Annotated in this window: 12 protein-coding genes; 8 read left to right on the plus strand and 4 right to left on the minus strand. The window is 63.6% G+C overall.

What is annotated here, in order from left to right; translation table 11 throughout:
- Positions 1–26 precede the first annotated feature (26 nt).
- Together AC6RV7_RS10570 and AC6RV7_RS10575 are read left to right on the plus strand one after the other, a co-directional pair.
- Positions 27–977, plus strand: coding sequence for a glycosyltransferase family 9 protein (locus tag AC6RV7_RS10570; protein ID WP_500093939.1), 951 nt, complete (start codon positions 27–29; stop codon positions 975–977).
- A 111-nt stretch (positions 978–1,088) separates the two neighbouring features.
- The gene (locus AC6RV7_RS10575) at positions 1,089–2,054 is read left to right on the plus strand and encodes a glycosyltransferase family 9 protein (protein ID WP_500093940.1); all 966 of its coding nucleotides are present in this window, start codon (positions 1,089–1,091) and stop codon (positions 2,052–2,054) included.
- Positions 2,055–2,061: 7 nt separating this feature from the next.
- Here AC6RV7_RS10575 and AC6RV7_RS10580 read toward each other — a convergent pair whose 3' ends face one another.
- Positions 2,062–3,330 carry a hypothetical protein gene (locus tag AC6RV7_RS10580; RefSeq protein ID WP_500093941.1) on the minus strand — a complete coding sequence of 423 codons (1,269 nt, stop codon included), beginning with the start codon at positions 3,328–3,330 and terminating at the stop codon, positions 2,062–2,064.
- Positions 3,331–3,470: 140 nt separating this feature from the next.
- Between AC6RV7_RS10580 and serS the strand changes: the two genes are divergently transcribed.
- The 6 genes from serS (at position 3,471) to AC6RV7_RS10610 (ending at position 15,941) form a co-directional block, all read left to right on the plus strand.
- Positions 3,471–4,742: a serine--tRNA ligase gene (gene serS / locus AC6RV7_RS10585; RefSeq protein ID WP_500093942.1), complete on the plus strand. Its 1,272-nt coding sequence runs from the start codon at positions 3,471–3,473 to the stop codon at positions 4,740–4,742.
- 29 nt (positions 4,743–4,771) lie between these two features.
- Positions 4,772–5,827 carry a tRNA lysidine(34) synthetase TilS gene (tilS, locus tag AC6RV7_RS10590; RefSeq protein ID WP_500093943.1) on the plus strand — a complete coding sequence of 352 codons (1,056 nt, stop codon included), beginning with the start codon at positions 4,772–4,774 and terminating at the stop codon, positions 5,825–5,827.
- A gap of 49 nt (positions 5,828–5,876) precedes the next feature.
- Positions 5,877–7,898, plus strand: coding sequence for an ATP-dependent zinc metalloprotease FtsH (ftsH, locus tag AC6RV7_RS10595; RefSeq protein WP_500093944.1), 2,022 nt, complete (start codon positions 5,877–5,879; stop codon positions 7,896–7,898).
- Between the two features lie 121 nt (positions 7,899–8,019).
- The gene (locus AC6RV7_RS10600) at positions 8,020–9,378 is read left to right on the plus strand and encodes a UDP-glucose 6-dehydrogenase (protein WP_500093945.1); all 1,359 of its coding nucleotides are present in this window, start codon (positions 8,020–8,022) and stop codon (positions 9,376–9,378) included.
- 120 nt (positions 9,379–9,498) lie between these two features.
- Positions 9,499–12,033 carry an SdrD B-like domain-containing protein gene (locus tag AC6RV7_RS10605; protein WP_500093946.1) on the plus strand — a complete coding sequence of 845 codons (2,535 nt, stop codon included), beginning with the start codon at positions 9,499–9,501 and terminating at the stop codon, positions 12,031–12,033.
- Between the two features lie 200 nt (positions 12,034–12,233).
- The gene (locus AC6RV7_RS10610; RefSeq protein WP_500093947.1) at positions 12,234–15,941 is read left to right on the plus strand and encodes a hypothetical protein; all 3,708 of its coding nucleotides are present in this window, start codon (positions 12,234–12,236) and stop codon (positions 15,939–15,941) included.
- 189 nt (positions 15,942–16,130) lie between these two features.
- Here AC6RV7_RS10610 and AC6RV7_RS10615 read toward each other — a convergent pair whose 3' ends face one another.
- From AC6RV7_RS10615 to AC6RV7_RS10625, 3 genes are all read right to left on the minus strand, one after another.
- A complete protein-coding gene (locus AC6RV7_RS10615) occupies positions 16,131–21,194 on the minus strand; it encodes a beta strand repeat-containing protein (RefSeq protein ID WP_500093948.1) in 5,064 nt (1,687 codons plus the stop codon).
- A 147-nt stretch (positions 21,195–21,341) separates the two neighbouring features.
- Positions 21,342–22,493: an alanine racemase gene (alr, locus tag AC6RV7_RS10620; RefSeq protein ID WP_500093949.1), complete on the minus strand. Its 1,152-nt coding sequence runs from the start codon at positions 22,491–22,493 to the stop codon at positions 21,342–21,344.
- The gene (locus AC6RV7_RS10625; RefSeq protein ID WP_500093950.1) at positions 22,490–23,128 is read right to left on the minus strand and encodes a peptidase M22; all 639 of its coding nucleotides are present in this window, start codon (positions 23,126–23,128) and stop codon (positions 22,490–22,492) included. The genes alr and AC6RV7_RS10625 overlap by 4 nt, the downstream gene beginning before the upstream one ends.
- Positions 23,129–23,158: the final 30 nt, after the last annotated feature.

A 23,158-nucleotide genomic window follows, 5' to 3' on the forward strand; every position in this document is an offset into this window, starting at 1 on the left:
GGACACAAGCCTGCGCATTTTTGCGGATGAAGCGCCTCCTCGTGATCAAGCCCTCGTCGCTCGGAGACATCGTGCACGGGCTGCAAGTCGTGCAGGCGGCAGCCAAAGCGCGGCCGGACCTGCAGGTGAGCTGGGTGGTGCGCGAACGCTTCGCCGGGTTGGTGAAAGCGGCGCCCTTCGTGGCGGAGACAATCATTTTCCGGCGCCGCGACGGATGGCCGGCGTTCTGGCGGTTGTTGCGCGAGTTGAATCGAAAGGAATTCGATTTCGTGTGGGATTTGCAGGGACTGTTGCGCTCGGGTCTGATGACCGCCGCCGCTCGGAGCCGGCAGAAATGGGGCCGGCCGGATGCGCGCGAAGGCGCGGGCTTTTTCTACAACCGCCGCGTGGCGCGGCCGGCGGGCGAGGGGCCGTTTCACGCGATCGAAGTGCTGCGGCCGTTTCTGGATACGCTGAACGTGGCGGCGCCGCGGGAGTTCCCGCTGGAGCTCACGCCGGATGCGCCGTTTCCCTGGCGCGGTTTTTTCTCGGGCGACCCGCGGCGGACCTTCGTGATTTTCACCGACAGCCGCGGGGAAGGGAAGATGTGGCCGCATTTCGAGGCGTTGATGCACCAGATTTTGGATACGATCGAAGGCAGCCGCATCGCATGGTGCGCGGGGAAACCGCAGCCGACGCCGGCGGGCATGGCGCCGGAGCGCGTGTTGAATCTCACGGGCTGTTCGCTCGAGGAAATGATCGCGCTCGTCCGGCAGCCGTCGGTGTTCGTGGGCAACGACAGCGGCCCGATGCATCTTTCCGCGGCGTGCGGAAATCGCGTGCTCGCGATCTTCGGGCCGACCTCGCCGCGCCGGTTCGGGCCGTATCCGCTGGAGTCGCCGCGGCATTCCGCAGTCGTGGCGCCGGACGGGAAACTGACGGCGCTCGCGCCGGCCGAAGTGTTGCGCGCGCTCCGCGATTTGTGCGCGCGAAGCTGACGCGGGAACGGGAAGAGATCGTGAAAATCGGCCCGTGGTGCGATTCGCGTTTGCATTTCACGAGCGGGCCTGAAGCTTAGCCGCTCCCGCGGTCCTGCGGGTCGATCGACTATGCGGCAGTTGCTCATCATCAAACCCTCGGCGCTGGCGGACATCGTGCATGGATTGCAGGTGGCGACGTCGATGAAGGCGCAGTGCGACGATCTCGAGATCTCCTGGATCGTGCGTGACATCTTCGCGCCGCTGGTGAGCGCGTGCGCCGCGGTGGACCGTGTTTACGTTTTCGACCGCAAGGGCGGCGCGAAAGCGTTCATGAAGCTGGTGCGCGAGGTGCGGAAAACGAAATTCGATTTCGTCTTCGATTTCCAAGGCCTGCTGCGGACCGGATTGATGACCTCGCGGGTGCAGGCGAAGCGGAAGGTGGGCCGCTCCGATGCGCGCGAGTTCTCCGGCATGTTTTACGACGAGAAAGTGCCCCTCCCGGAGGAAGGACGCCGGAGCCATGCGATCGATATCCTGCTGCAATTCTGCCCGGTGCTCGGCGCGAAGCCGGAGTTGAGGGGCACGCTGAAGTTTCGCGCGGTGGACAAGCTGAATCTCTCGTTCGCGACCGGCCGCGGCGGTTCGCGACCGATCGTGATGTTTCCCGATGCGCAGCGGGCGGAGAAACGCTGGGGAGGCTTCAAGCTGCTCACCGAGATGATCCTGCGCGCGGATCGCACGCGAAAGGTGATCTGGGCGGGGACCACGGCGCTCAACGATCGCGGTTCATTCCAATCGGCTCAGTTTCTGAACCTCACGGGCAACACGAGTCTCGTGTCGCTGCCGGCGCTCATCAAACGCGCGGACTGGGTGATTTCGAACGACAGCGGCCCGATGCATCTGGCGGCGGCGCTCGGCGTGCGGACGCTCGCGATTTTTGGCCCGACGGATCCGCGGGTGTGCGGTCCGTATCCGTTGAACGCGCCGACGAACGTCGTCGTGCAGGCGCCGGTGCGGGACCTGAAACTGTTGACCGCGCGCGAGGTTTATCAGCGTTTCCAGCGCGCGACTGCGCGCCTGGCGAAAGGGCGCTGACGTCGCGTCACGGCGGGAGATCCTGGCGCCGGTAAGCCTGGATCGTGAGCGCGGGATCGGAAGGGTAGAAGGCGACGACGTCGGCCAGGTTCATGAGGATCCACGGCATCGCCTCGGAGCCGCCGTTTTTCGTGAACACGATGTCGTCGGCGACATAGACGCAGGAATGAATCACACCGCCATCCGGTCGCGTGAAAACCAAAACATCGCCGAGCAGCGGCCGGTCGGTGACGGGGCGATAATCGTTTTCGAGCGTGCGTTTGACGAATCCCGTGTCGGCGAAGCGTTCGTCGGGATCGTCGTTGAAAAAGTTCAGCGAACTCCAGTGGCAATCGCGGTTGGCGTTCACGCCCGGCGCGGCGGGAGCCGGGTAGGTGAAAAGATGGGCCCGCGCGAACTGCGGCATCAAATGGGCGATGTCGATCGTGAGCCCCTGCGGCCGGTTCGAGACGGATTCCAGCAATGCGGCGATCGCCTTGCGCCGCGGTCCGCGTTCCCAGTAACGGGCGATCGTCGCGACGTCCGATGACGGACTCAATCGCAGCCGCACCAGTAACGTCGCTTTGCGGGCAAGGGTTTTGAGGAGAAACCGGCGCTCCTCGCGCGACGGAACCAATCGCTGCAGATAAGGATAATCGGAAAACAGTAGCGAACTACCGCGACGGTAAAGCAGAGGTTTCACGAGCGCGAGGGTGGCGGGGCTGAGGCGGCTGTCGGCGAACCATTCGTCCTCCGAATCGGCGCGGAAGCGGAACGGCTCCGCCTGCGCGAGATTGACCTCCCACTGTGACAAAACGGAATAGATCTTCGCGCGCGTCGCGGCGTTCATCGTCATCACGACCTCAGGCGGGGGGTGGACGACGAGCGCGTCGGCGGTCGCCGACGTGGCGTGCGCCAGCGTCGCAATCTGCTCGGGCGGAAGCCCGGACTCGCGCCAGAGCGCGGCGAGCATTTCTTCGGAATAACCGGGAAAGGTCCACGGCGCCAACGGCTGGTCGTCGATCGCCGGCTCGGCGAACTCGTCGGGCGGCTCGATCAGGATGCGCGAAAACAGCAGGTCTCCCCACGGGCCCGGACGGGCGTTGAAGATGTATTCGTTATCTGCGGACGGTGAGCCAGCCGTCGCGGTGGAACGGACATTCAACTGCGGAAACGCGAACCACAGGGCGACGATCAGCCACGGCACCACCAGCAGGATGGCGAAAATACAGAGCGCGCGCCGGGAGAACTGAACTTGGGTTTCGAGGCCTGCGGCGTTGTGATTCGGCGGCGGCAAGACGGGTGGAGGCGTTCGCCTAGGATGGAGCGGAGCGACGCGGGGCTGTCGAACGGAAACTCGCCGGGCGCCGCGCGGACGGCCGCACTGGCGGAATTTTGCTGGTTCGAAGGGCCGGCCTCTGCATAGCTGGACGTTCCATGTTAGACGCCAAACTAGTCCGTGAGTCGCCGGAGCTCGTGCGTGCCGCCATCGCCCGCAAGCATCTCGACGTGAACCTCGACGAGGTCATCGCGATCGACGCCGAGTGGCGCAGTCACTTGAAGGAAGTGGAATCGCTGCGCGCGCAATTGAAGTCCGCGAATACGGCGATGGCCGCGATGCCGAAGGGCACGCCGGAGTTTCAGGCAAAGGTGGCGGAGATGAAGGCCGTTTCGCAGCAGGCGAAGGAGCGCGACGCGCAGTTGAAGGAAACCGAGGAACGGTTTCGCCGCGCGATGCTCTCGCTGCCGAACCTGCCGCACGCGAGCGTGCCGGAAGGGCGCACGCCCGAGCAGAACGTGGTGTTTGCGACGCACGGCGACGTCGATGCGGCGCGTCCGCACGCGATGGCGCACTGGGAGATTCCGGGCTTCGACCGGCTGTTCGATTTTGCGCGGGGCGCGAAAGTGACCGGCGCGGGTTTTCCGTTTTATGTCGGCCATGGCGCGCGGCTCGTCCGGGCGCTGCTGCATTTCTTCTTGGATGAGAATGCGCGGGCCGGCTACGTCGAGGTGAGCCCGCCGATTTTCGTGAACGCGGCGAGCGCCACGGCCACGGGGCAGTTGCCCGACAAGGAAGGCCAGATGTATGAGACGACGCCGGATCATCTGTATGCGGTGCCGACGGCCGAGGTGCCGCTGACGAATTTCTTCCGTGACGAAATCGTCGAGGAGTCGGCGCTGCCGATCTATCGATGCGCTTACACGCCGTGCTTCCGCCGCGAGGCGGGCAGCTATGGCAAGGACGTGCGCGGACTGAACCGTCTTCACCAGTTCGACAAGGTGGAGCTGTTGAAGTGGGTGCATCCGGACACCAGCTACGAGGAACTCGACAAGCTGCGCGGCGATGCCGAGCGCCTGCTGCAGAAACTCGAGCTGCCGTATCGGGTGCTGCTGATGTGTGGCGGCGATCTTGGTTTTGCGCAGTCGAAGAAATACGATCTCGAAGTCTGGTCGGCCGGTCAGAAGCGCTGGCTCGAAGTTTCGAGCTGCTCGAACTTCGAGGCGTTTCAAGCACGTCGCGCGCAGATTCGTTTTCGTTCGAAGGAGGCGGGCAAGCCCGAGCTGGTGCACACGTTGAACGGCTCGGGCCTCGCCGTGCCGCGCGTGCTCGCGGCTTTGTTGGAAAACAACCTGCAGGCGGACGGACGCGTGAAGCTGCCGGCCGCACTCGTGCCGTATTTCGGCAAGGAGTATTTGTCGTTCCATTGAGACGAGCGCGGCGCCGGCTCGAATGAGGAATGTCCGTCGAAAACAAATGGACGCGAGCGGCGCTGAAACTCGGGACGGCGATCCCGCGTGAACGGCTGCAAACGGACGTGGTGCGCTGGGCGGACGCTTCGCATTCGCGCCGGCCCTGGGCGGTCGCACTCTCGGGTGGGGCCGATTCGGTGGCGTTGTTGCTGCTGCTCTGGGCGCACTGGCCACGCGAGCGGGCGCGGTTGATCGCGCTGCATTTTGATCACCGGTTGCGGGCGGCGGCATCGACGGCCGATGCGGCGTTTTGCCGGCGGGTGAGCAAGGCGCTCGGGATTCGGTTTCGCGGCGGTCGCTGGGCGGAGGCGCGCAACGATGCGGCGGAAGCGGAGGCGCGCGCGGCGCGGTTCGCGTTTTTCGGACGCGAGATGAGTGCGTTCGGCGCGACGGCGCTCTGGCTCGGTCAGCAGAAAGATGATGTAGTCGAGACGATGCTGATGCGCCTCGCGCGGGGCAGCGGCACCGGCGGATTGGCGGCGCCGCGGCCGGTGCAGACGATCGGCGCCCACCGGGTGCATTTGCGACCGCTGCTTTCGTTGGAAAAGCGGGAGATCGAGGCGGCGTTGCGGAGCAACAGTATCGGCTGGCGCCAGGACGCGACGAACGAAAGCGGGAAGTATTTGCGCAATCGGATGCGGCTCGACGTGGTCCCGCGCTGGCGCGCAGCGAATGGAGATCGCGATGCGCTCGCGGGCGCGGCGCTGTCGCGGGAGTTGCTGGAAGAAGACGATGCGGCGCTGAACGCGTGGGTTGCGGAGCTGGCGCCGCTGGATGCGCGCGGCGCGCTCAGGCTGTCGCGTATCCGCGGCAAGCCGCGCGCGGTCGTGCGTCGGGCAGTGCATCTGTGGCTCGGGCGGAATTTCGCGCAGAGCGCGTTGTCGCGAGCGGCGTTCGGCGTTTTGCTGCAGGACGTGGAACTCGAGCGGGAAACGCGACGGAGTCTGGGACCGGGAACGTTTGCGGAAATCCGGCGCGGAAAACTGCAGCTTATGCGCGACTCCGCGAAAAAAAGGAAGGGATTCCAGAGGCGCTCCAATTGACTTATACCCCCGGAACATCCACGTTGCGCTGTTATCCCACTCTCAAGAGATGCCTGAACTCGACAACAAGAAGAAGCGCCGTCCGCTGAAGAACATGCCGCCCGATCGCTTTCAGCCGAAGGTGCTGATCTTCTTTTTCGCGCTTTTCCTCGCGGCCCTGGCGCTGCTTTTCCTTTCGCCGGCACGGCTCAATTCTCCGGCCAACTTGAAGATCCAGCGCGTCGTCGAGCTCGCCGAGCAAGGCAAGATTCGCGAAGGTGTGATCCACCCGGATACGTCCGGCGGACGCGACTGGGTGGTCATCAGCGGCGAGACGAAGGAAGACGTGGTGTTGCAGAGTGACCGGGGCGAAACGCATCAGTTTCGCGCGGCCGGCCGGCTGACGGATGCCAACATGGAGCGACTGCAGAAGTCGCAGGCGTTCGTGGAGCAGCCGGCGACGACGCTGTTCACGCAGATCGCGGCGCAAGTGGTGCCGTTCCTGATCATTATCGGCCTGTTGTATTTCCTTTTCGTCCGACAGCTGCGTCAGGCCGGAAAGGGAGCGCTCAGTTTTGGCAAGAGCCGGGCGAAATTGCTCACGCGCGATCGCGACAAAGTCACGTTTTCGGACGTCGCCGGTTGCGACGAGGCGAAGGAGGAAATCAGCGAAGTCGTCGAATTCCTGAAGGATCCGAAGAAATTCACGAAAATGGGCGGCAAAATCCCGAAGGGCATCCTGATGGTGGGCCCTCCGGGCACCGGCAAGACGTTGCTGGCCAAGGCGGTCGCGGGCGAAGCCGATGTGCCGTTCTTCTCGATTTCGGGTTCCGACTTTGTGGAAATGTTCGTCGGTGTCGGCGCCAGCCGCGTCCGCGACATGTTCGAGCAGGGGCGCAAGAGCGCACCGTGTTTGATTTTTATCGACGAAATCGATGCCGTCGGCCGCCAGCGCGGAGCCGGCTTGGGCGGCGGCAATGACGAGCGCGAGCAGACGCTGAACTCCTTGCTCGTCGAGATGGACGGCTTCGACACGACCGAAGGCGTCATTATCATTGCGGCGACGAATCGTCCCGACGTGCTCGACAGCGCGCTGCTGCGCCCGGGTCGTTTCGACCGCCAGATTTACGTCGATCTGCCCGACCTCATCGGCCGCGAACAGATCCTGCGAGTGCACGCGCGCAAAATCACGCTCGCCGAGAACGTCGACCTTGCCGTGATTGCGCGGGGCACGCCTGGCCTGTCCGGCGCCGAGCTCGCCAATTTGCTCAACGAAGCGGCGTTGCTGGCCGCGCGACGCAACAAGAAGAAGGTCGAGATGATCGACGTCGACGATGCGCGCGAAAAGGTCCAGTTCGGCCGCGAACGGCGCCGTGTGATGGACGACGAGGAGAAGAAGCTCACGGCGTATCACGAAGCTGGACACGCGCTGGTGCAGGCGGTGCTCGATGACGGCCACATGCCGGTGCACAAGGTCACGATCATTCCGCGCGGCCAGAGTCTCGGCAGCACGATGTTCATCCCCAAGAAGGACGTGCTCACGCACGCCATGAAGCGGATGTTGAACCAGATCGCGATGGGCCTGGGTGGCCGCATTGCCGAAGAATTGGTGATGGGTGACGTTTCGAGCGGCGCCGCGGGTGACATCAAACAGGTGACCAAGATCGCGCGTCACATGGTGTGCGATTGGGGCATGAGCCCGCTCGGCATGATCGCCTACGGCGAGAGCTCCGATACCGTTTTCCTCGGCCGCGAAATCACCCGCAGCCAGACCTATTCGGAAGAGACGGCGCGGAAGATTGACGCGGAGGTTTTCCGGATCGTCGACGAGCAGTATCGTCGCGCGACCGACATCATCGTCAGTCGTCGCGACGTGTTGGACAAGATCGCCGCCGCGCTCCTCGAGCACGAGACGATCGAAGGCAAGCACGTGCTCGAGCTGCTGCAGTTCGGCGAAATCCGCTCCCAGATCATTCGCGAGCCCTCGCCGAAGAACGATGACAAGGGGGCCGGCCGGAAGCCGCAGGCGAAATCGCCGCTGCCGGATGGACTCGCGCCTGGTGGCGCGACGCCGGCGCCCAGCCCGGCGTAAACCCCGGCAACACGTAAAAAACGAAGCGCGGTGAACACCGCGCTTTTTTTGTGGTCGTTAGCGCGCGATTTACAGAATCGCCTTGGATCTGTCCAACAAACGAAATAACAGGAAATTATATATGAAGATCTGCTGTATCGGTGCCGGATATGTCGGGGGCCCCACCATGGCTATGATCGCGCTGAAGGCGCCTGACATTGAAGTCCGGGTCGTCGATATGAATGCGGGACGCATCGCTGCCTGGAACTCGGACGCGCTGCCGGTCTATGAACCGGGCCTCGACGAGGTTGTCCGCGAGGCGCGGGGCCGAAACCTGTTTTTCTCGACCGACGTGCGCGGGGCGATCGAAGCAGCCGATATCATATTTGTGGCCGTCAATACGCCGACGAAGATGTATGGCGTGGGGTCTGGCCGCGCGGCGGATTTGCGCTTTATCGAATCGGTGGCGCGCACCATCGCGGAAGTGGCGACGACGCCGAAGATCATCGTGGAAAAGTCCACGATCCCCGTGAAAACGGCGGAGACGATCAAGGACATCCTCTCGGCCAACACCCGGGGCGTGAAATTCGAGGTGTTGTCGAATCCGGAATTTTTGGCGGAAGGGACAGCGGTCGCCGACCTGCAGCAGCCGGATCGGGTGTTGATCGGCGGCGAGCGCACGCCGACTGGTGAGATCGCGCTGCAGAAGCTGGTTGATGTGTATGCACGGTGGGTGCCGCGCGACCGCATCATCACCACCAATCTTTGGTCTTCGGAACTTTCAAAGCTGGTCGCGAACGCCTTCCTCGCGCAGCGCATCTCGTCGATCAACTCCATCTCCGCGTTGTGCGAAGCGACCGGTGCGGATGTGGACGAGGTGGCGCACGCCATCGGCAAGGATTCGCGGATCGGGCCGAAGTTTTTAAAAGCGTCGGTGGGATTCGGCGGTTCCTGTTTTCAGAAGGACATTCTCAACTTGGTGTATTTGTGCGACCACTTCGGCCTCCCGGAAGTCGCGAGCTACTGGGAAAACGTGGTCAAGATGAACGACTGGCAGAAGCGCCGGTTTTCGTCGAAGATCGTTCGCTCGTTGTTCAATTCCGTGGCCGATAAGAAAATCGCGGTGCTCGGATTTGCGTTCAAAAAGGATACGAACGACACGCGTGAATCCGCAGCGATCGCCATTTGCCGCGATCTGCTGGCGGAACAGGCGAGGGTGGTGGTCTATGATCCCAAGGTATCCGCCGCGGAGATCCGGCGTGACGTGCTCAACGGCGGCGCGGACGATCCGCGGTTGACGATCGCCAAGAGCGCTTACGAGGCGGCCGAGGGCGCACATGCCCTCGCGATCGTCACGGAATGGGACGAGTTCAAGCAGCTCGATTACGCGAAGATTTACGCCGGCATGCAAAAGCCCGCCTTTGTCTTCGATGGCCGAAACATTCTGAACTTGGAAGAGCTGAGGCAGCTAGGGTTTAGGGCCCACGGTATTGGACGTTAAGTTCCTCGCTAATCTCGTTAGCGATTGATGAATAGCGGCTAGCAGCCACCCTAGGGGATCGGAAATTTTCCGATAGACTTCTAGGGTGAAACTCCTAGTTTGGCGTCGTCCCCTTCAATCATGACGACGCGCCCCCGTTTTCCGCAAACCAAGTGGCTGTTTCTCTTCGCGCTGATCGCGTCCCTTTGCGGGACGTCGTCCGCGTGGGCTCAATTTGGCCCCCCTGTCGCCGGTAATTACGTCGTCTATAATCCGGCGGTCACGCAGCAGCAGCAGGGCACGCAACCGTTCCACACCTTTTACGATCTGACGATCACCTCGCCGGCGAATTTCTCCGGAGGAACGATTGCCATCGCGATGGTGTTGGTGGTGGAGGAAACGCCGGCGGGCGTAGATGAGGCGACGGCGGCGACTTATATCACTTTCAGGGATCCGGTTTCGGGCGCGGCGAAGGACGTGCTGACGTTCTCCGGGCCGAGCGAGGCGCAAACGGTGCGGGTCACGACGGACATTCCGCTCGGATCGGACGACGGCACGTTCAAGTATTGGATCAAGACCAGCGGCTGGCCGTCTCAATTCGTCGACAACGGCACGCGGATCAATGCGCAGGCGGCGTTGCCGAGCGGGCTGACACCGCCGGCGGTGGCGATCGACCTTCCGCTGGACGGAGCAGAGTTCACGCACGTCCTCGGCCAGCCGCCGGTGCCGGTTTCGATCCGGGTGAGTGGAGCGGCCAGCGCGTCCGCTCCGGTGCTGCAGCTGGAGGCTTACCTTTCCGCCGTCGATGAGAGCGGCACGTCAATTTTGTCCGAGATCCCTCTGGGAGTGACTTTGACTGGATTGGGCACGGCCGACACTTCGGGCGTGACGACTTACCCAGTTTCGACGCCGGGCATTTACACGATTCGGGCCGTGGCGACCAATGCCCTCGGCACCAGCACGACCTCGAGTCTCTTCGTGGTGGCGCAAACCGCGCCGCCGCCCGCGGTGGTGATTCATCAACCGACGCCAGGCTCGGACTACGTTCATTATTTCGGGCAGTCTCCGGCCACGGTTCCCTTCACGTTTACAGCGAACAGCCTCTTGAGTGGCATCACGAGCTTGGCGGCGACGATCGACGGTCAACCGGTCACCTTCGCTGCCTCGGGCCTAAACACGTTGACGGCGTCCGGCAGCACCAGCTTCAACTTCACGTCGGCGGGCACGCACCAGCTCAAGGTGGTGGCGAAGAACGCTTATGGGACTGCCGAGGCGACGACATATTTTACGGTGAAGGTCGTCACGCCGGTGCCGGCGATCGTCATCACCGATCCTGCGGCGGGAGACGTGTTCACGCGCGAAGTGGGCACGCCGGATTTGGATATTCCTTTCGCGTTCAACACGACGACCTCCGCGGCCTTCACGGTCGACCAGGTCTGGGCGGAATTGGACGGCGCTCCGGTCGCGATCGCGGCCACCGCTGGATTGGGAACGGTGTCCGCCGTCAGCACCGGCACGTTGTCCTCGGTCGCTCCCGGCACGCACACGCTCACGGCCTACGGCTTGAGTTCCGGGATCCGGGTGTCCACGTCCGTGACGTTCACGGTGGTCGAGACGCAGCCGTTGCCGCCGCCGACCGTGGTGATCGACACGCCACTCGCGGGTGCCAGCTACACGATTCAGCAGGGCGCCAGCCAGACGGTAAATCTCACCTTCACCGGCACCAGCCATTATTCCGGCGGCACCATCACGGGGATGACGGCCACGATCAACGGCCAGCCGATCGCCGTCACTTACACGACGTCGGGCAATCTTGGATACGGCAGCGCTTCGTTTGTCGTGAGCACGGCCGGGACCTATGTGATTTCGGTCACGGCCACCGATGCGGTCGGGACGGCGGTCGCCGAGCGCAGCCTACCGGTTTCGGTGGTCGCGCCTCAAAATCAGACGGTGGCGGGCACGGTGTTCTTCGATCCGAATTTTGACGGCGTTCGCTCCGCGGGCGAGCCGGGCCTCCCATCGGTCGCGGTCAAGTTGCTGACGTCGTCCGGTGCGCAGGTGCGCTCGGGGGTCACCAACGCCAGCGGGCAGTATAGCTTCACGTCGGTGCCCGCGGGGAACTATGTCGTGGTGGCCGCCGCCATCAACGGGCTCGCTCCGACGACGATCAACGAAGTGCCGATCGTCGTCCAAGCCGCTCCCGTGACCGTTGCGAACATCGGCTTCGGCCTGAAATTCGAGGCGATTCGTAAGCAGGCTGCCGAGGGAATGAGCATCGGTTTCTGGAAGAACAACATCGACAAAGCGCTCGCGGGAAAAACGAACGGCGTCCAAGTCAGCAAAGCGGCGCTGCAAAGCTACACGGCGACGGTCAGTTCACTGGCGCTCGATCCGTTTGCGGGCCTGACGATGAACACCGCGACTTCGATCTTGAGCAGCAAGTCCTCGGCGGCGGCGGATCTGCTGGCGAAGCAATTGGTGGGGTCCGAATACAATTACGCCAGCGGCGCCTATATCGGAGGCAGCGAAACGTTGACCTACTGCTTCATCTACTGGGGAGAGTGGGTGTTGAAAAACAAAGCCAGCTACAGCTCCTCGTATTTGACGTGGGCGAAGGACTGGTTCGACGCCTACAACAACAGCCACGGGGGACTAGTGAGCGGTCCCAACCCGTAAGCCTTTCGGCTTTTGTGCCCCGCCGGATTCCGGCGGGGCTTTTTTGTGCGTTTTCGCCGATGTCTCTGGAGATCCGTGAATAAGCACAAAATAGGGTCGACTTCTAGGGGGATATACCTAATCGATAGGCCTGTTCTTGCCTATACCCTAATATGAAAGCACCTGTTTTGACCCCTTTTCGGCCGTGGGTTTCGTTTATCTTGATTTTCTTTTCCGGGGTGGTCGCGACGCGCGCGCAGTTCGGTCCGCCCGCCGGTGGCAATGTCGTTAAATACGATCCGGCCAACACGCAGCAGCAACAGGGGCTGCAGCCGTTTCATACCTTCTTCGATCTCACGATCACCTCGCCCGCGAATCTCACGCCGGGCGGCTATACGATTTCTGTGGACTTGGTCGTCGAGCAATCCCCGGTGGGCGTCGCTGACGCTGTGGCGGCCACCTTCATCACCTTCGTGGATCCCGTCACCGCGGCAGCGAAGAACTCCCTGTCGTTCTCGGGTCCCAACGAATCGCAAACCGTGCGGGTGAAAACGGATATCCCCTTCGGATCCGACGAAGGCTCCTTCAAGTATTTCATCAAAACCTCGGGATGGCCGACCCAGTTCACGGACAGCGGCATGCGCATCAACGCGCAGGCGGCGTTGCCATCGGGACTGACCGCGCCGACCGTGGAAATCACGGAGCCCGAGGCAGGTGCTGAGTTCGTGCTTTATCCCGGCGGACCGGCGCTGCCCGTTGCGATCAAGGTGGAGGCAGCCGCCAGCGCTTCAGCACCTGTATTGGTCCTCAACGCGATCTTGAGCGGCGAAGATGACGAGGGGGTCCCGTTTCTGGTCGACGCTCCGCTTTCGCTCGTGCTCACGGGTCTGGGCACAGCCGATGCGCAGGGCACGGTGACGGTGCCGATCACGCGTCCAGGCCTCTACACCATCAACGCCGAAACCCGCAACGCCATCGGCGAGAGCTTCGCCTCGAGCACGTTCGTCGTGACCGAGGAGGTTCCTCCTCCGGTCGTCGGCATCAACCCGCCCGCGAACGGCGCCGCCTACCGCTACATTCGCGGGCTCACGACTGCTCGCATCCCGTATGGCTTCGCTGCGTCGACCCAGGTCGGATCGATCGTTTCGCTGACGGCAACGCTCGACGGGGATGCGCTGACCCCCGCTATGCTGAACGGCATCGGCGAGGCGCTGGCAACCGGTTCCGGAGAACTCGTCTACAGCGGGAGCACGCTTGGTGGTGTGGGCGAACATACGCTGGTCGTCACGGCAACCAGCGAGTACGGCGTCGCGTCTGCGACGGCGACGTTCGTCATCGTCGAAGATGTGCCTCAATTGTCTGTCGGGATTGGCAGTCCGCAGGACGGAATGACGTTTCTGCTGCCGCCGGATGCCTCGCCGCTGGATGTTCCGTTCACCTTCACGGCGACGACTACGCATGGCGCGCCCGTTGCCACGCTGAGTGGCACCATCACGTTGGAGGATCAGAGCGTCGCGCTGACGCCGTCCGTCGTGTCGGGGCTGAACACGCCGGCGGCGACCGCGAGCGGGCTCCTTACCGGTCTGACGCCGGGCGAGTATACGATCGATGTGGCCGCGTCGAATGCGGCGCTGGGCTTGAGTGCGTTCGATTCGGTCACCTTCAGCGTGGCGCCGCCGCCTCCGCCGACGATCGCGTTCACGCAGGCTCCGCGGACGACTTATACGGTCTTTCGCGGCCAGCCTCTGTCGATCCCGGTCGCGGTCAAAACCACCGGAACGGGGGCTTACATTGTCTCGCAGCAGCTTCAGCTCGACGGAGAGGAGGTCAGCCTCCATTCCAGCGCCGACGGTCGCTCGCTCATCGCCGTCGGAAATGGAATTCTCGATATCCCGACTTTGGATACAGGAGTTTTTGTCTATGAACTCGGCGCCGCCGGAGAAGACACCTATGGCGAAACCGCCACGGCGCAGGTGAGTTTCAGCGTCACGGTGGTCGAACCGGTGATCACGATCGCCATCAATCCGGAGATCGCCCGCAACTCGCCCTACCTGATGCCGGCCAGCGGAACGCTCGCGATTCCGTTTACGTTCACCGGAACCATCACGGCTGGCGCGACCGTCGACGCCATCTCCGGAGACCTCGGCGGCAGCGCAGTCTCCATCAGCAGCACAAGCGGAATCGGAACCTCCGCGATTGCGAGCGCCTCCGGCCTGCTGCAGATCGCTGCGCCGGGTGTTTATACGCTGACGGCCACGGATTCGAATGCGCTGAGTGGCGTTTCCACCACGACGTCCGTCCGTTTCGAGGTGAAACCGCGGGCCACGCTTCCGCCGATAACGGTGTCGATCACCCAGTCGCCGCAGAGCGGCTACACGGTGCCGAATCTCTGCGATCCGCTGACCGTGCCGATCGGCTTCGTCGGCAAGAGTTCCGGTGGCAGCGTGAAAACCCTGAGCGCGACGTTGAACGGACAACCTGTTTCGCTGAGTTCGCTTTCGGGGTTGAACACGAGCACCGCGAGCGCGGCTGCCAAGCTCAAGGTCAGATCCGCCGGCACCCACGTGCTGGTGGTGAAGGCGACCGACGCTGCCGGGCAGACCGCCACCACGACGGTGTCTTTCGTCGTGAAAATCTCGAAACCGGAAATCGATCTCACGATCGCGGCGCCGCTCGATCAGGCGGTCTATACGATTCCCGCTGTAACGAACTCCTGTCGCTCGCCTTCGATCTCCGTGCCGTTTTCCTTCTCGGCGGATATCTCCGCCAAGGCGACGATCGATACTCTGACGGCGGCGGTGAACGGCAGGTCGGCGAGCGTTTCGAAAAAAGGTCTGGGCAGTGCGCACGCAAAAGGATCGGGCCAGCTCGCCGTCACAAAACCTGGTACCTATACGTTCACAGCCAAGGCGCAGGACCTTTCATCGGGTGTCAGCGCGAGCAAGACCGTGACCTTCACCGTGCGAGCGGCCAAGCCGCCGTCGGTCACGATCACCTCGCCGACGGAGACGAACATCACTCTGTTCGGCGAGAACCCGGCCACGCTCGGCTTCGCGTTCAAGGCCACCAGTGAGTCGGGCAAAATCTCGAAAATAACCGCCAGGCTGGATGGACAAAGTCTCAACGTAAAATCCTCCGGCCTCGGCTCGTCGCTGGCGACGGGATCGGGCACCTTGTCGGTTGCGTGCAAGGGCAAGCATGTCCTCAGCGTCACCGCGATCGATGCCAGCGGGACGTCGGCCAGCACCTCGCTCGCCTTTTATGCGTCGGTGCAGAAAGCGAGTCCGCGCGTCTCCATCGCCGATCCCGATAATGGAGCGGTGTTCGAGTATGCCACGGAGGGCGCGTCCGTGAAGATTCCGCTCTCGATCGCCGGCAGCAGCAACGCTCCCGTCAGTTCGTTGAAGGCGGCGCTGAATGGCGCCGATGTCTCGCTGTCCAAATCGGGACTTGGCTCCGAAAAAGCGACCGGCACGGCGACCCTGTCGTTGTCCAAACCGGGCACCTATACGTTCACGGCCAATATCGTCAGCGGCGGAGTGAGTGCCACCGACAAGGTCACCTTCACGGTGAAAAAAGCGGCGCCGGAGACAAAGTGCACGGTTGAGTGGAAGGGCGTCCTGTCGAAAGGAAGCTCGCACCAGGGCGGAGCGACGGTGCCCGTCAAATGCCAGCTGACGTCGCGAAATGGCGCCAAAGTGCGTGACCGGTCGGTCCAATTCTCGGTGTGCGAGATTCGTTCCGACGGTTCCTACGGTCCCGCGAAGCTCTACAATTCCTCCGCCTACGACATCGAGAGCGACGGCACGTATTGCCTCGATCTCCGCACGGCTTACGGCAGCAAGCGCTACCGGATCGAGGTGTATTACGCCGGCTCCGGTTCGGATCGCGCGAAGGTGGTTGGATCGAAAGAGTTCAAAACCTACTGAGGCAGCAGGTCACCTCACGGCGGCGAGTGAGCCCGCCGTGAGAGCTGTTTGGTCCGGTGCATAACAACGACCAGGAAACGAATTCACTGACGCGCGAATCTGCTCCCGTTCGTGCGCAGAATGGCGAATAAATTCAGCCCGCCCCCGGGAGCTCAGCCGCTTTGGCGGCTTGGTTTGGTGACTGGCCCCTTAGCGGCGGGTCACGCGTGAGGCCCGAAAGCGCCGGAAGCCGAGAAAGGCGAGGGCCGAACCGATCAGGATCGCGCCGTAAGTGGATGGCTCGGGGATCGGTCGAATTTCCCAGTTCGTGTAACCGAGGTGATCGTAATTGATCCAAGTCGTGTGGCTGCCGTCCGGGGACTGGGGATCGCCTTCGAAGTGGACCTGATTGGAGGGCTGGGAGCCGATCTGGTTGAACTCGGCGAGGGTGCCGCTGGCGCCGTCGAGACGAAAGCCACCGGACGTCGCATAGCCTGAGTTGGTGGCGAAGAGGAAGTCGACCTCGCTGGTCCAGTTTCTCACCGTCAGGATCGCGCCGTCGGCGATGTAAATATTGGAGGCGTTGAGGACCGATGCGCTGCCGGTGCCGAAATCGAGGATGGTATTGCCGGTGATGTAGAGGGTCCCGACGTTGATATAGGCCTCGTTCAGGACCAACGTCGTGCCGCCGAGCAGGGTGAGGTTTTCGACGAAAAGGGCATTATTGCTCGAGCCGCCCTTGAACTCCATCGTGCCGGCGCTCAGTTGCACCGTGCCGTCGAAGTTGAAGGCGCTCGTATTGGCCGTGCTGGAGAAAGTGAACGTATCAGAACCGATCTTGTTGAAGAGCCCCGAGCCGGAGAGGCGTCCGTCAAACGTGTCGGCGGCGGTGTTGTTCACGCGCAGGTTGGTCGCCGCCGCGATGCTCACCACGCCGGAACCTTCGAGGCGGCCGATCGTATTCGTGTAGTCATTACCGCCGGAAACCGCGAAGGTGGCGCCGGAGGCGACGGTGACGCGGTTGGTTTGGGCACCGAGAACGTTGCTGGCCGTGACTGCCAGGGTGCCTTGGTTGACGTTGATCGCGCCGGAGAAGGTGTTGGCGCCCGAGAGGCTGAGGGTGCCGCTGCCGTTCTTCGTCAGGGCCAGCTGACCGGTGTGAAGATCCGAATAGGTGGGCGCGGGGCCGATGTTGTCCTTGATCGAGCCGGTGATGAAGGTGTTGCCGGAGCCGCTGACGGTCAGCGTCTGCGTGCCGCCGGCCGCGGCCGTGCTGCCGATGCGGCCGCCGAGCGTGAGCGTGCCGGCATCCGTGCGGATGGTGGTGTCGCCATCGACGATGATGGTGGCCTGGCTCCAGCTGTTGCTGCCGCTCTTGCTGTTGAGCGCGCCGAGCCCACCCGCGCCGCTGCCGGAAAGGGTGAGTCTTTCGTAGTTGATGGCGACGTTGCCGAGCGTGTTGTCGAGCTGGAGGGTGGCGCCGTTCTGCACGATGGTGCCGCTGGCGGCGGCATCGTTGGCATGCTGACCGAGCGCGCCGCTGTTGCGCAGGTTGAGAATGCCGCCGGCAACAGTGGTGCGTCCATTGTAGCCGGAGCTGAGGCTGTCGCTGGTGACGATCATCGTGCCGTCGCCGGCTTTGATATAGTCGCCGCCGAAGATGCGGGCGTTGACGAGGAACGCGCTGCCGGCGTCGACGTTGAAGGTCCGCGCGGGACCGCCGCCGGCGTTCTGCAGGCCGATGTTGCCGTCGATCGTCGACGTGGCGCCGGTCTGCACGGAGACGGGGCCCGTGAGATAAAGATTGCCGGTGCCGGTGTTGATGCGGCCGCCCTGCAGGGTGAGATTGCTCAGCGTCTCGTTGACGCTGTGGGTGGCGAGGTCGAGCAGGCCGTCGGATTTGATCGTGACCGACGCGTTGTCCGCGATCTGCTCGATATAGGCGTTCGTGACGACGGCGGAGTTGGCGGCGCCGGTGCCGTCGCCGATGACGAGGCTGCCCTTGATGGCGGCGTTGGGATAGTTGCCGGAATCGACCAGCAGCCGCAGCCAGCCGTTGTTCACTTCCGTGGTGCCGGTATAGGAGTTTTGCGGGCCGGCGAAGGTGACGCTGTTCGTCATGCCGCCGTTGGTCAGATTGATCGAGACCGAGCCGGTGTCTCCGCTGCTTTTGCCGATCGCGCTCGAGATATAGACATCGCCCTGGCCGATGAAATTGAGGTTGTTGTTATTCAGATCGAACGTGGTCGGCGAAATCTGAATATAGGGTCCGAGGAACAGCGTGTTGTCATTGCCGGCCTGCGTATTGTTGATCGTGGTGTTGCCGGCGAGGGAGACGTTGCCGCGCCAGGTGTTGCGGCCGCCGAGACTTTTCAACGCGCCGGTGCCGTCGGTGCCGGAGCCGCTGAGCGACATCGTCAGGAGCAGCGTTGTGTCGGTCGCCGGCATGACGAAGCCCGGCGTGGTATTCTGGACGGCGAGAGTCGCGCCGTTGTTGACCGTGATCACCGTCGTGGGTGTGACGACGCCGGAGTAGTTGCCGAGCGTGCCGAAACCGCCGGTGGTTGTCGTGCCCTGCGCGAGGAGCGTGCCGCCACTGACGGTGACTCCGCCGCTGAAGGTGTTGTTGGCGCCGGAGAGGGTGAGCGTGCCGGCGCCGATCTTGGTGAGGCTGCCCGTGCCGGAAATCGCGCCAGCATAGCTGGTGCTGGCGCCGTTACCGCCGGTCGTGAGGGTGGCGGAACCGAGGCTGACGTTGCCACCGTTGGCGCCGCCGCCGGCGAGGGAGCCGATCGTCTGGTTGAAGCCGTTGAGGTCGAGGGTGGCGCCGGAGGTGTTGGCGAGCGTGACGGAGGACGCGGACGAGAAGGTATTGGCGGCGCCGGCGCGCAGCGTGCCGACATCGATGGCGGTGGCCGCCGAGTAGGAGTTGGCGCCCGAAAGAGTGACCACACCGCTACCGATCTTCGTGAGCGTGCCGGCGCCGGTGATCACGCCGCCGAAGGATGAGGAGCCGGAATTGACGCCCAACGTGAGGTTGCCGCCGCCGAGCGCGATTTCGCCGGCGGAGCCGGAGATGACGTTGAGCGATTCGCTGTAGCCGTTGAGATCGAGGCGGCCGTCGCTGTTGAACGTGATGGAGGGGGCGTAATTGACGATCTGGTCGTTGGCGGCGAGCCGGATGACCGCGGAGCCGGCGGCGCCACTGTTGTCGCCGATGGTGATGGCGCCCTGGCCGAGGGCGCTGATGCCGTCGGATTTGCCGAGAACGATCGTGCCCTCGTTAAGGTTGGTGGCGCCGTAGGAGTTGCTGCCGGTGCCGGAGAGGGTGAGCGTGCCGGTGCCGTTCTTGATCAAGGTCCCGCCGGTCGTGATTTGTCCGGAGGTGGCGAAGTTGCCCGCGCCGGTGAGCGTGAGGTCGGAGGCGAGGCTAAGATTGCCGAGCGTGAGTGTGCCGGAGGCGGAGCCAAGGGTGGTGGCGCCGGCGAGGTTGAGGGTGGCGTTGAGGGCGTTGTTGCCGGAGAGGTTGTAGATCGCGCCGACGCCGCCGTCGCCGGTGCCTTGGACTGAGAAGCTGCCTTCAGTGAGGGTGATGTCGCCTTGAAGGGCGAGCGTGGCACCGCTGGCGATCACGTTGCCGGAGGTAGAGCCGCCGAGGGCGGTCGAGCTGGCAGCGATGAGGGTGCCCCCATCGATGTAGGTTTTGCCTGTGTAGGTGTTGTTGCCGGAGAGGGTGAGCTTGCCCGTGCCGTCCTTCCGGAAAACGCCGTAGCTGTCGGTAATGGTGCCGGAAAAAACGGTGTCCGCGGAGGTGGACGTGGTGAAGGTGCTGCCGCGCAGCGCGAGCGTGCCGGAGCCGGAGAGGGCGCCGACGGTTTCGCTATTCGCGCCCCAATTGAACTGGAACGTGCCGGAGGCTCCGATTTCCAGATTGGAAGTATCCGCGATATGGTTGCTGGCGCCGAGTTGGAGTGTTCCGCCGTTGACGATGGTCGCGCCGGTGTAGGTGTTGGCGCCGGAGAGGGTGAGGGTGCCGGCGCCGGTCTTGGTGAGCGAACCGCTGCCGGCGAGGACGGCGGCGACGCCCACGTCGCTGGAATTGCTGAATGCGAAAGAGGAGGCGGTGAGGGTCCCGCTGCCGGCGAGCGCGCCGGCCGAGAGACTGAAGGAGCCGATGGTGTCGGAAAAGGAGCCGAGATTGAGGGCGCCCCCGGCGACGGTGACGGCGGCCGAATTTGAAATGCGGTCGCTGGCGCCGAGGGTGAGCGTGCCGCTGTTGATGTTGACGGTGCTGGCGCCGAGGGTGCCGTTGAGGGTCGTGGTGCCGGAGGTGATGGTGGCGGTGCCAGTGCCGAGGTTGGCGTTTACGGTGCCGCCTTGAAGGGCGTAAGAACTGCCCGTGAGCGTGCCGGTGCCGGCGATCGTGCCGCTCGTGAGCGTGATGGCGCCGACGGTGTCGTTAAATGATTGAACATCGAAGGTGCCGCCGGAGACGGTGAGCGAGCTGGTGTCGGCGAGCCGATTGGCGGCGCCGAGCTGCAACGTCCCCTGACTGACAGTGGTGGTTCCGGTGTAGGTGTGGGCGCCGGAAAGGGTCAACGTGCCGGTGCCGCTCTTGGTGAGATTGCCGGCGCCGCTGCCGCCGTTGGCGATGACCCCGGTGACGGTGGCGGAACCGGCGCCGTTGATGGTGAGCGTGCGCGCTGTGTTGTCGTTCGAGAGGTTGATCGCGCCGATCGTGCGGCTGCCGCCGGTGTTGATCGTCAGCGTGCGGTTGCCGCCGCTGTTCAACAAAGCGCCGCCGTTGCTCCCGATGGTGATCGCTCCGGAGCCGGACAGCGTGAGGTTCTGATTGAGCGTGACGGCATTGAACGTGAGACCGCCCGAAGCCGCATCAAAGGTCTGGCTCGTCGTGCCGACGGCGACGGTGCTCGAAAAAGTCTGAGTGTCGGTGTCGCTGTTGACGATGCCGGCCGACGTCAGCGTGAGCGTGTTGCCGGAAATCGTGAACGCATTCGTCCCGGCGGCGGCGCTGAAGGTGAGGCCGAGAATCGTGCGGTTCGCGCCGAGCGAAATATTATACTTCCCGCCGGCCGAAGAGCCATTGAACACCACGGAATCGTTCGTGCCCGGGGCCGAGTTCGAACTCCAGTTGTTCTTGGTGCCCCACGAACTGTCGGACCCTCCGCCATCCCACGTGCGAGTGGCCGCCGTCGCCTGCGGACTCACATAAGCGACCAGCCCCATCAGCGCGACGGCAACGGGCGCCCACAAAAGACTCCATCGGAGAGAAGGACTTGAATCCCGGAGTTTTGTGGACGTGGTCACGTGAGGAAGTGCCCCAAACTTCAAATCGACCCCGCAAAGGAGTCAACGCGCAAAATAGGGTTATAACCCTAGTTGTCCCGCGTCGGTTCTGGTTCAGGAACCCAGAATGGTCCGGTAGATACGGGGCACCCGTTTGCTGACGGAGCACAGCGCCTCCCAAGGAATGGAGTCTGCCCAAGCGCTGAATTCCCCAATCAGGATTTCTCCGTCGCGCTGTCGGCCCACGAGCACCGCTTCGTCTCCACATTGCGCTTCGGGAAGATCGGTGACGTCGACGATCGTCTGATCCATGGTTACGCGTCCGAGCACCGGACAGCGTTTCCCGTGAATCAGAACTTCGGCGCGATTGCTCATGGCCCGGGGAATACCGTCCGCGTAGCCGGCACAAAGGATCGCGACGCGCGTTTCGCGACTGAGGGTGTGCGTGCGGCCGTAACTCACCGTTTGTCCAGCGGGCAGGGTTTTCACCAGGCCGATTCGTGTCCGAAAGCTGAATACAGGCTCGGTGTGCACCTGGGCGAGGAGGGAGTGGGGGTGCGGGAGAATGCCGAACTGCAGGAGCCCGATGCGCACGGCGTTGAACGGGCCGCTGGTGCCCGGCAGCGTCTCGATGCCGGCACTGTTGTCGGCGTGCACGAAGATTTCCCGGGTGTTCAGCCCCGGACAACTTGCGAGAGCCTGCAGGAACCGCCGCCGTTGCTCACCCGTGAACGCGCCGTCTTCGGGTGCGGCGAAATGCGTGAAAATCCCGTCCACGCGCAGATGCGGAGCGGCGGTGACGCGTTCGTAGAATTCCGCGGCGCGTTCGTGCCAGACGCCGAGCCGGCCCATGCCGGTGTCGATCTTCAGATGCACCGAAATCTTTCGGCCCGCGGCGCGACCGATTTTTTCGAAGCGTCGAACCTCGTCCTCCGTCGAAAGCGTGGCGCTCAGGTCATACTCCGCGAGATAGCGATCCTCCTCGGGCAGCAATGGACTCAACAGCAGGATGGGCCAGCCGGGACCCAGTTCGCGGATGGCTTCGGCCTCCGACAGGTTGGCGACCGCGAAAAGATCGGCGCCCGCGTGCATGAGCCGCGCAGCCGTCTGCGGCAGGCCGTGGCCGTAAGCGTCGGCTTTCACCACCGCGACATACCGCATCTGTTTCGGCAGCGAGGCGCGGATGAGGCGCAGGTTGCGTTCGAGCGCGGCGAGGTCGATCTCGGCCCAACAGCGGAGCGGCAGGCGTGAGTGCGGCGGATTCATGGCGCGCGGTGGATTTGCGGGTTCCAAGTGGCGTAGCTTGGCTCCTCGTGCAGGAACGCATCTGGTGCGTCGCGCACTTCGAACAGATCGAGCCCCTGAATTTGCGGAAACAGCTGCGCCAGCGAGTAGGGGACGCGCTGCACGTTGGCCGGAAGGGCGCTCCAGGCGCGAAAGCCCTCCGGCATTGCCAGATCGCCGGCGAGCGCGCTGGCAGGGAGGCGTTGCAGCACGCCGCCGAGGCGCGAGACATGCCACTGCTCGCGTCGCGCATCGGCGATCACGGACAGATCGGGGCGGTTCAGCGCCCGCGAGACCAGATCCAGGCTCTTGAAGGCAAAAGCCGGTCGCGCGGCCTGCACCTGCCAGGCGCGAATCGCCATGGCGGTCGTTCGCACGCCCAGCACCGAGCCGGGCCCTTCGCAGAAGACGAACGCGCCGGCGTCCGATGGCGAACGGCCGAGCTCTTCGAGGCACCGGAAGATCCCGACGCCGGCTTCCTCTTCGACTGCCGACCAGCGCGCGTCTGCCCTCGTCAGCCAGCCGACCTGCACGCGGCTGGAAACGGCATCCAGCACCAGAAGCGGAGCGTGAAGTTCGAGAAGCTGTTGCAAGGAGGCCATCGCGCGAACCTTCACGCAACGCCCCCCGGACCCGCCACGCAAGCG

The sequence above is a fragment of the Opitutus sp. sgz309028 genome (assembly GCF_059821195.1).